The following is a 12,293-nucleotide window of genomic DNA, read 5'->3' as shown; positions in this document are numbered from 1 at the left end:
CGCGCTGCCACATCAGAAGGCGGGGTGGAATCTCATTCGCGGGGTGAAGTGCCATCAGCGCTCACCGTGTGCGAATGAATCCCCCAATCGGTACGAGGAGAAGTTCGTCATCCCCGGCATCGTAACCACGCCCAAGTCGATCTGTCAGTCCCGTTTCCGCCACGGACCGGTCCTAGTCTTGGCGACCATGCAGGCATACACGATCGGCCAGACGGCCAAGTTGCTCGGCGTCAGCCCCGACACGGCGCGGCGGTGGGCGGACGCGGGGCGGGTGGCGACGCACCGGGACGAGAGCGGGCGGCGCCTCGTCGACGGCAAGGATCTGGCCGCCTTCTCCGTGGAGCTCGCCAAGAGCGCGGCCACGGAGGAGGACGCCTCGTACACGTCGGTGCGCAACGCCTTTCCGGGCATCGTCACGGCCATCAAGCTCGGCGACGTCGCCGCCCAGGTGGAGATCCAGGCGGGCCCGCACCGTCTTGTGTCGCTGCTGACCCGGGAGGCGGTGGAGGAACTGGGCCTGGAGGTCGGCATGGAGGCCACCGCCCGCGTGAAGTCGACGAACGTCCACATCGACCGCACTTGAGCGGGGAGGCGTCCGCGTCCGCGGTCACGGCTCCGTACAAACGCACATGCCAAGGCATTCGACCTCCGGGCGCGCTCATGCGATGAGACAGGAGACTTACCCCTCGCATCTGCGGCAGTATGGTCCGCGCAGGCCACCCGCCGTGCCCCTGCTTCGTCCCGGCCCAGAGGAGTACCTCGTGATGACCCGTCCCGCGCGCCGCACCCGGCGCTTGTCGCAGGCGGGCGGCCTCGGCGCCGCCGCGCTGCTGGCCCTGAGCGCGTGCGGGTCGTCCGGCTCGGGTTCCTCCTCGGACGCCTCGGCGCCCGCCGGCTCCGCGAAGAAACTCTCCGGCACGGTGAACGTGTTCGCCGCCGCCTCCCTCACGGAGAGCTTCACGACGCTGGGCAAGCGGTTCGAGAAGGAGCACCCGGGCACGAAGGTCACCTTCAATTTCGGCGGCAGCGACTCGCTGGCCGCCGGGATCACCGGGGGCGCCCCGGCCGATGTGTTCGCGGCGGCGAGCCCCAAGACGATGAAGATCGTCACGGACCGGGGCGACGCCTCCGGCGAGCCGACGACCTTCGTGCGCAACCGGCTGGAGATCGCGACGCTGCCGGGCAACCCCGACAAGGTGACCTCGCTCAAGGACCTCACCGACTCGGACCTGAAGGTCGTGCTGTGCGACAAGGCGGTGCCGTGCGGGTCGGCCGCGCAAACCGCCCTGGACGCGAGCGAGTTGAGGCTCACCCCGGTCTCGTACGAGCAGGACGTCAAGAGCGCCCTGACGAAGGTGGAGCTGAAGGAGGCCGACGCGGCCGTCGTCTACCGGACCGATGTGAAGGCGGCAGGTGACAAGGTGGCGGGCGTGGACTTCCCCGAGGCGGCCGACGCCGTCAACGACTACCCGATCGCCCTGCTCAAGGACGCGCCCAACGCGGAGGCCGCGAAGGCCTTCATCGCGCTGGTCGCGTCCGACGCGGGACAGAAGGTCCTGGCCGAGGCCGGGTTCCTCAAGCCGTGACGTCCCCGCACAAGCCCGGCGCCGCGGCCGAGAGCGTTCAGAGCCGTCCGCGGCGCCGCCGTACGCGCGGGGCGCCGCTGCCGCTGCTGCTGCCCGCGCTCGTCGGTCTCGCGTTCCTCGTGGTGCCGCTCCTCGCGCTCCTCGTCCGGGCGCCGTGGCGGGAGCTGCCCGAGCAGCTGACCAGCCCCGAGGTGTGGCAGGCGCTCCAGCTCTCCCTGCTGTGCGCCACGTCGGCGACCCTGGTGAGTCTGGTGCTCGGGGTGCCCCTCGCCTGGGTGCTCGCGCGGACCGAGTTCCGCGGGCGCGGTCTCGTACGGGCCCTGGTGACGCTGCCGCTGGTGCTGCCGCCGGTCGTCGGGGGCGTGGCGCTCCTGACGGCGCTCGGGCGCAACGGAGTGGTCGGGCAGTACCTGGACCAGTGGTTCGGGATCACGCTGCCGTTCACGACGACCGGGGTGGTGATCGCCGAGGCGTTCGTCGCGATGCCGTTCCTCGTGATCAGCGTGGAGGGGACGCTGCGGGCCGCCGACCCGCGCTACGAGGAGGCCGCCACCACGCTGGGCGCCTCGCGGTTCACCGCGTTCCGCCGGGTGACGCTGCCGCTCATCGCGCCCGGGATCGCGGCCGGTTCGGTGCTCGCGTGGGCCCGCGCCCTCGGCGAGTTCGGCGCGACGATCACCTTCGCCGGCAACTTTCCCGGCCGTACGCAGACCATGCCGCTCGCCGTGTACCTCGCCATGCAGAGCGACCCGGCCGCGGCGATCGCCCTCAGTCTGGTCCTGCTCGCCGTGTCCGTCACGGTGCTCGCGGGCCTGCGCGACCGCTGGATGACCGCCTCATGACAACCCTGGATGCCGCCGACGGGCTCGACGCGCGGCTCGTCGTCGAGCGGGGCGCCTTCCGCCTCGACATCGCGCTGACCGCGGCGCCCGGCGAGGTTGTCGCCCTGCTCGGCCCGAACGGCGCGGGCAAGACCACCGCCCTGCGCGCCCTCGCGGGCCTCGCCCCGCTCGACGGCGGCCGGCTGCGCCTGGACGGCACCGAGCTCGACGGCACACCGCCCGAGTCGCGGCCTGTCGGCGTCGTCTTCCAGGACTACCTGCTCTTCCCGCATCTGACCGCGCTCGACAACGTCGCCTTCGGGCCGCGCTGCCAGGGCAGGTCCAAGGCGGAAGCCCGGACCGAAGCGGCCGCCTGGCTCGACCGGATGGGTCTCGCCGCGCACGCGGGGGCCAAGCCTCGCCGGCTCTCCGGCGGTCAGGCGCAGCGCGTCGCGCTCGCCCGGGCGCTCGCCACGCGGCCCCGCCTGCTGCTCCTCGACGAGCCGCTGGCCGCGCTCGACGCCCGTACGCGCCTGGAGGTACGGGCACAGCTCCGGCGCCATCTGGCCGAGTTCGAGGCCGTCGCGGTCCTGGTGACGCACGATCCGCTGGACGCGATGGTGCTCGCCGACCGGCTCGTCGTCATCGAGCACGGCCACGTCGTCCAGGAGGGCGCGCCGTCCGACATCGCGCGCCGTCCGCGTACCGACTACATCGCGCAGCTCGTCGGCCTCAACCTGTACCGGGGCCGCGCCGAGGGGCACACCGTCCACGTCTCCGACGGCGGCCCCGCGATCACCACGACCGAGGAACTCGACGGGCCAGTGTTCGTCGCGTTCCCGCCCGGCGCCGTGACGCTGCACCGGGAGCGGCCCACCGGTTCCAGCGCCCGCAATCTGTGGCGGTGCGAGGTGAGCGGCATGGAGACGCACGGCGACCGAATCCGGGCGGCCCTGACCGGTGAACTGCCGCTGGCCGCCGACCTGACGACGGTCGCGGCGGCCGAACTCGGGCTGCACCCCGGGGTCACGGTGTGGGCGACGGTGAAGGCCACGCAGACCCACGCGTACCCCGCCTGACCTCGCGGGACCGCGTCAGTAGCGCTGCGCCTTCGCGATCTTCGCGGTGAGGTGCGGCTCCGGCGGATTCGTGCTGATCGCCAGGGGCTGCGCCTTCTCGCCGGGCTTCAGGTCCTTGGCGCCGACGACGGTGGACTCGACGACCTTGCCGTCGGAGTCGCTGAAGTCGACCTGGACCGCGTAGGAGGCGGTCGCGTCCGTGCGGTTGGTGATGTTGACGACGAGGGCGCGGACGTTGTTGGTCTCGGCGAGCGGCTTGCCGGTCAGGGAGACGTCCCGCATGGCGTTGCCCTGTCCATCGGCCTTGTCGAGTTCCTTGGTGAACTCCTGACGGTTGCGCTCCACATCGGCGGAGACGGACGCCTCGAAGTCGTGGGCGCGCTGCGACGCCGACTCCGCCGCCGCGGAGGCCGACTTCTTCACCTCCGCCTTCTTGGACGCGGCGCTCGACGCCAGCGCGGACGGCGGCTCTCCGGAGAAGTTCGACGCGTTCGGGGAGGTGGGGCGCGGGGTGACGCTCGCGTCGGCGCCGTTGCCGGTGTCGGTGCTGCAAGCGGCGAGCGCCAGGGCGCTCGCGGTCGCGCACAGGGCCAGCGTGAGCGACCGAAGGGTGCGTGGCATACCGGGGACCTCTCTTCTTGGGCGGCTCGCCCCATGCTGCCCACAAGTGGCATCACTCGCCATTTATGCGCTCATACCAACAAAAGGTGCGACACAAGGCGCTTCATGGGAAGACTGGTTGCCCGAGCGTCCCGTTGGCTCCGCAGCGCGATCGTGAGGACGACATGGAGAAGGCCGCCACCACCGCCGGAGAACCGGCACAGTCCCCGCCCCCGGCCAAGCTGGCACTGTTCACCCTGGCCACCATGGTCGTCGGGTCCATGGTCGGCGCGGGGGTGTTCTCGCTGCCCCGGCGCTTCGCCGAGGAGACCGGCGTCGCGGGGGCGCTGATCGCCTGGGCCATCGCCGGCACGGGCATGCTGATGCTCGCGTTCGTCTTCCAGTCCCTGGCCGTGCGCAGGCCCGATCTGGACGCGGGCGTCTACGCGTACGCGAAGGCCGGGTTCGGCGAGTACCTGGGCTTCTTCTCCGCGTTCGGCTACTGGGCCAGCGCCTGCGTCGGCAACGTGACGTACTGGGTGCTGATCATGTCGACGGTGGGGGCGATCTGGCCGGCGCTCGGCGAGGGCGACACGCTGCTCGCGCTGGTGCTCTCCTCGGCCGGCCTGTGGGCCTTCTTCCTGATGATCAAGCGGGGTGTGAAGGAAGCCGCGGCGATCAACAAGATCGTGACCGTGGCCAAGGTCGTACCGATCCTGGTCTTCGTCCTGCTGGCGCTCTTCTACTTCAAGGCCGACGTCTTCGCCCACAACTGGGGCGGCGCCGACTACGCGGGCTCCCTGTTCAGCCAGGTCCGGGGCACGATGCTCGCCACCGTCTTCGTCTTCCTCGGCGTCGAGGGCGCGAGCGTCTACTCACGGCACGCCAAGAAGCGCTCGGACGTCGGCAAGGCCACCGTCCTCGGTTTCCTGAGCGTCTTCGCCGTCTTCGCGTCCGTCGTGATCGTGTCCTACGGGATCATGCCGATGGAGGAGATCGCCGAGCTGCGCCAGCCCTCGATGGCCGGGGTCCTGGAGGAGGCGGTCGGCAACTGGGGCGAGGTGTTCATCAGCGTCGGTCTGATCGTGTCGGTGCTCGGCGCCTATCTGGCCTGGACGCTGATGGCCGCCGAGGTGCTCTTCGTCGCCGCCAAGGACGACGACATGCCGCGCTTCCTGCGCAGCGCGAACCGGGCCGACGTGCCGGTGCCCGCGCTGACACTGACCACGGCGCTCTCGCAGCTGGTCCTCATCGTGACGGCTTTCTCGGACGACGCGTTCAACTTCGCCCTCGACCTGACCAGCGCGCTGTCGCTCATCCCGTACCTCCTGGCGGCCGGGTTCGCCGTGAAGCTCGGGACCCGCTCCGATCCGCTCACCGAAGGCGGCCGCACCTCGAACCGTGAGATGACCATCGCGGCCGTCGCCGTGCTCTACACGGCGTTCATGCTCGTCGCGGCCGGGCTGAAGTTCGTCCTGGTGTCGTTCATCCTCTACGCCCCGGCCACGATCCTGTTCGTGATGGCCCGCAGGGAGCAGGGCCGACGCCTGTTCTCCCCGCGGGAGTTGGTCATCCTCGTCGTCTCCGTCGTCGGCGCCGTGGTCGGCGTCGTGGCCCTGGCCGCCGGCTGGATCAGTCTCTGAGCCCCTCACCCCTGGAAGGCACCCCGTGACCGACACCCCCGCTTCCGCCTCCTACGGCGTCCACTCCGAGGTGGGCAAGCTGCGCAAGGTCCTCGTCTGCGCGCCGGGGCTCGCGCACCGCAGGCTCACCCCGACCAACTCCGACGACCTGCTCTTCGACGACGTCATGTGGGTGGAGAACGCGCAGCGCGACCACGCCGACTTCGTCAACAAGCTGCGCGGGCGCGGCGTCGACGTCGTGGAGCTGCACGAACTGCTCGCGCAGACGATGGCGATCCCCGAGGCGAAGTCCTGGCTCCTGGACCGCAAGATCGTCGCGAACCAGGTGGGTGTCGGCCTCATCGACGACACCCGCGCGTTCCTGGAGTCGCTGGAGCCGCGCCAGCTCGCCGAGTACCTCATCGGCGGTCTCGCGACGACGGATCTGCCCGACGACCACCGCTCGGCCTACGTGTCCCTCGCGCGGGAATCCACCGGCGTACGCGAGTACTTGATGCCGCCGCTGCCCAACACGCTGTACACCCGCGACACCACCTGCTGGCTGTACGGGGGACTCACCCTCAACCCGCTGTACTGGCCGGCCCGGCACGACGAGACGCTCCTGATGAAGGCCGTGTACCGGTTCCATCCGGACTTCGTCGGGTCGACGGTGTGGTGGGGCGATCCGGAGAAGAGCTGGGGGCAGGCCACGTTCGAGGGCGGCGACATCATGCCGGTGGGGAACGGCGTGGTCCTGATGGGCATGAGCGAGCGCACCTCGCGGCAGGCGATCACGCAGGTCGCGGCGGCCCTGTTCGAGAACGGCGCGGCCGAGCACGTCATCGTCGCCGGGATGCCGAAGCTGCGCTCGGCGATGCATCTGGACACCGTCTTCACGTTCGCCGACCGGGACATCGTCACGCTGTACCCGAGGATCATGGACTCGGTGCACACGTTCTCGCTGCGCCCGAGCGACAAGGCGCCCGGCCTGGACATCACCGACGAGGGCACGACACCGTTCGTCGACGTGGTCGCCAAGTCCCTGGGGCTGAGCGGGGGTCTGCGGGTCATCGAGACCGGCGGCGACGTGTACGCGTCCGAGCGGCAGCAGTGGGACAGCGGCAACAACGCCGTCGCGGTCGAGCCGGGCGTCGTCTTCACGTACGACCGCAACACCCAGACCAACACGCTGCTGCGCAAGGCCGGCGTCGAGGTGATCACGATCGTCGGTGCCGAACTCGGGCGGGGGCGCGGCGGCGGGCACTGCATGACCTGCCCGATCGTCCGCGACCCGGTGGACTTCTGAGGCGGCGTGACCGGACGGGCCGCGATCCGCGCGGTCGCCTGCGTGGTGGCGGCGCTCGCCACGCTGACGGTCCTCACGACGGCGACGGTGCGCGGCACCGTCCTCGACCCGGGCTTCCACGCGTCCGTCCTCGACGAGGAGCACGCCTACGACCGGCTCTACAACGAGGTCCTGGTGGATCCCCGGGCGGCCCCGCTCGCCCGTGACCTGCTGGCGGACCTGGCCGTGCCGGAGGCCCAGGTGACGTCCAACATCAAACTGGTGCTGCCGCCGGAGACCGTGCGTGACCTGACGCTCCAGCAGGTGGAGACGGTGGTCGGCTACCTCAACGGCACGCGCGGCTCCCTCGATCTCACCGTCGACCTGCGTCCGGTCCTCGCCAACCTCGACGATCTCGCGCAGACGTACTTCGGTGACCTCGTCGCCGGGGTGCAGGGCACCGCCGAGCCGGACTTCGAGCGGTTCACCGCCGATGTGTCGGCGGCGCTGCGGGAATTGGCGGCGGGCCGGGCACCCGCGGGGCTGCCCGCCCTGCCGCTCACCGAGGAGCAGGCCGACCGGGTCGCCGACGCGCTGCTGTCCGCGGTGCCCGAGTCCGACCGTGCGGCGCTGCGGCCCGAGGTGAGGGCGGCGCTGGCCGGCGGGGACGTCGCGACGGCGCTGGCCGCCGTGGCGCCCGCCGCCGTGTCGGAGCGCACGGACGGTGCTCTCGCCCAGCTGCGCGGGCTCGTCGACGACGGCACATGGGACCTGGGCGCGGCGCTGCGCGATTCCGGCAACGACCTGGCCACGCTGCACGACGTACGCCCGTACACGGCGGTCGGGCTCGGTCTGGTCGAGGCGCTCGCGGCCGTGCTGCTCGTGGCGTCCCTCGCGGTGCTGTGGTGGGCCGGATCGCCGCTGCCCGGGCGGCGGCTGACACGGCTCGGCCTGCCGCTGGTCGCCGGAGGCGTCCTCACGCTGGTGGCCGTGGGCGCGGTGCGGCTGCTGACCGACGGGCGCGTCGTCGATCCGCCCGCCGCGTGGCCGCCGAGCCTGGCCCGCCTGGTCGACGACGTGCAGGGCACCGCTGTCGGCCGGCTCACCACCACCGCGGTCGTCGCGGCCCTCGTGCCCGTCGCGATCGGGGTGCTGCTCGCCGCGGTGGGGATGCGGCTGGCAAGCGATCGGGAGCGGACGGTGTCGTCGCGGCGGGTGCCCGTGCTCGGGCTCGGCGCGGCCGCCCTGGCGGTGGCGGGGATGGTCGCGCTGCCGCCGCTGATCAGTCCGGACGGTCCGCGCGTGTGCCAGGGCAGCGCAGCCCTGTGCGACCGGCGCTACGACGAGGTGGCGTATCTGACGACCCACAACGCCATGTCGACGACGGTCGACCGGTTCATCGGGCCGCTCCAGGACCCGGGGATCACCGCGCAGCTGGACGACGGGGTGCGCGCCCTCCAGCTCGACACGTACCGGTGGGAGCGGCCGGAGGAGATCGCCGGGCGGCTCTCCGACTCGGACCTCACGCCCGCGCAGCAGGCCCTGGTCCGGTCGGCGGTCAACACGGTCAACCCGCCGCGCGACGGACTGTGGCTGTGCCATGCCGTGTGCCGGGCCGGGGCGGTGGCCCTGGTGCCCACGCTGCGCGCGATCGGCGACTGGATGCGGGCCCACCCGACCGACGTGGTCACGTTCATCGTGCAGGACGCGATCTCGGGTGAGGACACGGCGCAGGCGTTCGCCGAGGCGGGCGTGGACGACCTGGTGTTCACCCCCGACCCCGATCCCGCACGGCCCTGGCCGACGCTCGGCGAACTGATCGACGGCGGCCGCCGCCTCGTCGTCTTCGCCGAGCAGGCCGACGGTCCGGCGCCCTGGTACCGGAACTTCTACCGGTACGGCATGGAGACGCCGTTCGCCTTCCGCTCCCCCGGCGACATGACGTGCGTGCCGCACCGCGGCGGCGACGACAAGCGGCTCTTCCTGCTCAACCACTTCATCACGGACAACGGTGGCAGCCGCCTGGACGCCGGCACGGTCAACACCCGCCGCTTCGTGCTCGACCGGGCCCATCGCTGCGAGCGCGAGCGCGGCCGGCCGGTGAACTTCGTCGCCGTGGACTACGCGACGATCGGTGACGCGCGCGGTGCGGTGGCGGCGCTCAACTCGGAGCGCTGACCGGATGACCCCGGCCCCGTCCGAGACGTCCGCCCTGTGATAATTTCGCCGAGCCAGTCGTACCTTTGTGCGTTCAACGACGCACACGGGTCAGGGAATCCGGTGGGAATCCGGAACTGACGCGCAGCGGTGAGGGTGACGGGCGGAGCAACTGCCACTGGGCCATCGGCCCGGGAAGGCGCTTCGCGCGGACGACCCCGAGTCCGAAGACCTGCTGGCAGCCTCCGGCGGCGACCCGCGGGCGGGGGTGCACCGTAGGCCGGCTCCGCGTATGAGCCCTGGACGCTGAGGACTTCCCGTGCCCTTCGCACGTCACCTTCCCTTCACCGCCGCGCTGTTGGCGGCTTCCCTGCTGGCGCTCACCGGATGTGCGGACACCGGGAGTGCCGCCGGCGCGCCGGACGGCGGGGCGCGCGCCGTGACCCTCGACAACTGCGGCACGAAGGTGCGCGTGCCGCACGCGCCGCGCCGGGCCGTCGCCCTCGACCAGGGGTCGGCGGAGATCATGCTGTCGCTCGGGCTCGCGGACCGGATGGTGGGCACGGCCACCTGGACCGACCCGGTCCTCAAGGGCCTGGAGAAGGCGAACGCGAAGGTGCCGCGCCTCGCCGACCGCTACCCGTCCTTCGAGAAGGTCCTGGACTCCGAACCGGACTTCGCCGCGGCCTCCTTCACGTACACCCTCGGCAAGGGCGGCGTCGCGCCGCGCGAGCAGTTCGAGGAGCTGGGCGTGCCCACGTACCTCTCCCCCACCGACTGCGCGGGCAAGGACAACAGCGGGGACGGCGACGGGGTGCGCACGTCGGCGCTCGGTATGGACACCGTCTACGGCGAGATACGGGACCTGGCGCGGATTTTCGACGTTCAGGCGCGCGGCGAGAAGCTGGTCGCCGAGCTGAAGTCCCGTGTCCGCAAGGCCACTTCGGGCCTCGACGCGCCCGACGTGAGCCTCCTGTACTGGTTCGCCAACTCCGACTCGCCCTATATGGCGGGGTGTTGCGGAGCGCCCGGCATCATCACGAAGGAGATCGGCGCGCGGAACGTGTTCGACGACACGCGTGAGGAATGGCCGCAGATCAACTGGGAGACGGTGGCCGACCGCGACCCCGACGTCCTCGTCATCGGCGATCTGACCCGCCGCTCGCAGTCCGCCGAGTCGGCCGCGCAGAAGATCAGGTTCCTGGAGTCCGACCCGGTGACCAAGAACATGACGGCGGTGCGCGAGAAGCGGTACGTGCTGCTGAGCGGGCAGGCGATGAATCCGACGATCAGGACCGTGGACGGCGTGGAGAAGGTGGCGGCCGCGCTGCGCACGTACGGCCTCACCAAGTGAGCGTCCTGCGGCCGGGCCTGTACGGGGCCGCGGGCCTCGCGGCGCTGTGCGCGTCCGTCGCCGTGGCCATCACCATCGGGCCCGCGCACATCGGCGTCGCCGACGTGTGGGCGGCGGTCGGGGCCAGGCTCGGCTGGGGCACGTCGGACCTGTCGCCGATCCGGGACGGCATCGTGTGGAACCTGCGGCTGCCGCGCACGCTGCTCGCGGCGGTGTGCGGTGCGGGCCTCGCGGTGTGCGGCACGGTGCTTCAGGCGTTGCTGCGCAATCCGCTCGCCGACCCGTTCGTGCTCGGGGTGTCGTCGGGGGCGTCGACCGGCGCCGTGCTCGTCGTGGTGCTCGGCGTCGGCGGGGGCGCCCTGTCCGTGTCCGGCGGCGCGTTCGCGGGCGCGGTCTGCTCGTTCGCGCTGGTCCTGCTGCTCAGCCACAGTCTCGGCGGCAGCACGGACCGGGTGGTGCTGTGCGGGGTGGCCGCCATGCAGTTGTTCTCCGCGCTGACGTCGTTCGTGGTCCTGACGGCGGCCGACGCGGAGACCACGCGCGGTGTGCTGTTCTGGCTCCTCGGCTCGCTCGGCGGCGTGGGCTGGACGGAGGTGTGGCTGTGCCTCGCGGTCCTCGTCGTCGCCCTCACCGTCTGTCTCGGGTACGGGCGCACCCTCGACGCGTTCGCGTTCGGGTCCGAGGCGGCGGCCGCGCTCGGCGTCCACGTGGCCCGCACCCGGCTCGCCCTGCTGTGTGTGACGGCCCTGTTGACGGCGGCGCTGGTGAGCGCGGCGGGCGCGATCGGCTTCGTCGGTCTGGTGCTGCCGCACGCGGCGCGTGCCCTGGTGGGCCCCGGGCACACCCGGCTGCTGCCGGTGACGGCGCTCGCCGGAGCGGTGTTCCTGGTGTGGGTGGACACGCTGGCCCGTACGGTCCTCGAACCGCAGGAGGTTCCGGTGGGGGTGGTGACGTCGCTGATCGGCGTGCCCGCGTTCGTGCTCGTGCTCTACCGCGGCCGGAGCGTGCGGTGAACCCGGGGCTGCGCGCCGAGCGCGTCTCCTGGTCGCCCGGCGGTGCGCTCGTCCTCGACGGGGTGAGCCTCGCCCCGCGCCCCGGCACCGTCACGGGACTGCTCGGCCCGAACGGTTCGGGCAAGTCGACGCTGCTGCGACTGCTCGCCGGGGTGCTCGCCCCGGCCGGCGGTGTCGTCACGCTCGACGGCGACCCGCTCGCCTCGGTCAGCCGCAGAACGGCCGCGCGACGCATCGCCATGGTGGAGCAACAGGCCGACACGCAGGTCGAGTTGACGGTCGCCGACGTCGTGCGGCTCGGCCGGGTCCCGCACCGCCGCGCCTGGTCGCCCGCCTCCGCGGCGGACGAGGCGGCGGTCCGCTCCGCCCTGGAGCGCAGCGGACTCGCCGACCGGGCGCACCGTCTGTGGCACACGCTGTCGGGCGGTGAGCGCCAGCGCGTGCAGATCGCCCGTGCCCTGGCGCAGGAGCCGCGCGAGCTGCTCCTCGACGAGCCGACCAACCACCTGGACATCCAGCACCAGTTGGACCTGATGGACCTGATCGGCGGCCTCGACCTGACCTGCGTCGTCGCCCTGCACGATCTGAACCTGGCCGCCGCGTACTGCGACCAGGTCGTCGTGCTGCGCGGCGGCCGGGTGGTGGCGGGCGGCGCACCGGGTGACGTCCTCACCGCGGAGCTGATCGCCGACGTCTACGGCGTACGCGCCGAGGTCAGCCGGCCGGGCCCCGCGGACCGCCCGCACATCCGCTTCCTGGGTACGGTCACGGGCTGA

At 72.0% G+C, this 12,293-nt stretch carries 11 protein-coding genes and 1 riboswitch; of the genes, 10 read left to right on the top strand and 1 reads right to left on the bottom strand.

The window, feature by feature from the left end:
- The first annotated feature begins 187 nt into the window (after positions 1-187).
- From AB0L37_RS11350 to AB0L37_RS11335, 4 genes are all read left to right on the top strand, one after another.
- Positions 188-583 carry a helix-turn-helix transcriptional regulator gene (locus tag AB0L37_RS11350; RefSeq protein ID WP_365502873.1) on the top strand — a complete coding sequence of 132 codons (396 nt, stop codon included), beginning with the start codon at positions 188-190 and terminating at the stop codon, positions 581-583.
- Between the two features lie 181 nt (positions 584-764).
- Positions 765-1,586, top strand: coding sequence for a molybdate ABC transporter substrate-binding protein (gene modA / locus AB0L37_RS11345; protein ID WP_365502870.1), 822 nt, complete (start codon positions 765-767; stop codon positions 1,584-1,586).
- On the top strand, positions 1,583-2,428 hold the full coding sequence (gene modB, locus AB0L37_RS11340; RefSeq protein WP_365502867.1) for a molybdate ABC transporter permease subunit: 846 nt from the start codon (positions 1,583-1,585) through the stop codon (positions 2,426-2,428). Before modA ends, modB begins: the two co-directional genes overlap by 4 nt.
- A complete protein-coding gene (locus AB0L37_RS11335; protein ID WP_365502864.1) occupies positions 2,425-3,486 on the top strand; it encodes an ABC transporter ATP-binding protein in 1,062 nt (353 codons plus the stop codon). The genes modB and AB0L37_RS11335 overlap by 4 nt, the downstream gene beginning before the upstream one ends.
- A gap of 15 nt (positions 3,487-3,501) precedes the next feature.
- On the opposite strand, the gene AB0L37_RS11330 is transcribed toward AB0L37_RS11335, so the two are convergent.
- The gene (locus AB0L37_RS11330) at positions 3,502-4,107 is read right to left on the bottom strand and encodes an FxLYD domain-containing protein (protein WP_365502861.1); all 606 of its coding nucleotides are present in this window, start codon (positions 4,105-4,107) and stop codon (positions 3,502-3,504) included.
- A gap of 164 nt (positions 4,108-4,271) precedes the next feature.
- Between AB0L37_RS11330 and AB0L37_RS11325 the strand changes: the two genes are divergently transcribed.
- From AB0L37_RS11325 to AB0L37_RS11300, 6 genes are all read left to right on the top strand, one after another.
- Positions 4,272-5,729 (top strand): basic amino acid/polyamine antiporter, encoded by a 1,458-nt coding sequence (locus tag AB0L37_RS11325; RefSeq protein ID WP_365502858.1) that lies wholly within the window; start codon positions 4,272-4,274, stop codon positions 5,727-5,729.
- A 25-nt stretch (positions 5,730-5,754) separates the two neighbouring features.
- The gene (locus tag AB0L37_RS11320) at positions 5,755-7,014 is read left to right on the top strand and encodes an arginine deiminase (RefSeq protein WP_365502855.1); all 1,260 of its coding nucleotides are present in this window, start codon (positions 5,755-5,757) and stop codon (positions 7,012-7,014) included.
- A gap of 6 nt (positions 7,015-7,020) precedes the next feature.
- A complete protein-coding gene (locus AB0L37_RS11315) occupies positions 7,021-9,171 on the top strand; it encodes a hypothetical protein (RefSeq protein WP_365502852.1) in 2,151 nt (716 codons plus the stop codon).
- 37 nt (positions 9,172-9,208) lie between these two features.
- Positions 9,209-9,405, top strand: a riboswitch (cobalamin riboswitch).
- 64 nt (positions 9,406-9,469) lie between these two features.
- Positions 9,470-10,504 carry an ABC transporter substrate-binding protein gene (locus AB0L37_RS11310; RefSeq protein WP_365502849.1) on the top strand — a complete coding sequence of 345 codons (1,035 nt, stop codon included), beginning with the start codon at positions 9,470-9,472 and terminating at the stop codon, positions 10,502-10,504.
- Complete coding sequence (locus AB0L37_RS11305; protein ID WP_365502846.1) at positions 10,501-11,517, top strand: iron chelate uptake ABC transporter family permease subunit; 1,017 nt, start codon at positions 10,501-10,503, stop codon at positions 11,515-11,517. The genes AB0L37_RS11310 and AB0L37_RS11305 overlap by 4 nt, the downstream gene beginning before the upstream one ends.
- Positions 11,514-12,293 (top strand): ABC transporter ATP-binding protein, encoded by a 780-nt coding sequence (locus tag AB0L37_RS11300; protein ID WP_365502843.1) that lies wholly within the window; start codon positions 11,514-11,516, stop codon positions 12,291-12,293. The genes AB0L37_RS11305 and AB0L37_RS11300 overlap by 4 nt, the downstream gene beginning before the upstream one ends.

The sequence above is a fragment of the Streptomyces sp. NPDC052225 genome (assembly GCF_040679615.1).
Classification (GTDB): Bacteria; Actinomycetota; Actinomycetes; order Streptomycetales; family Streptomycetaceae; genus Streptomyces.
The sequence above is the reverse complement of the archived record's forward strand: the minus strand, read 5'-3'. Positions and strand labels throughout refer to the sequence as shown.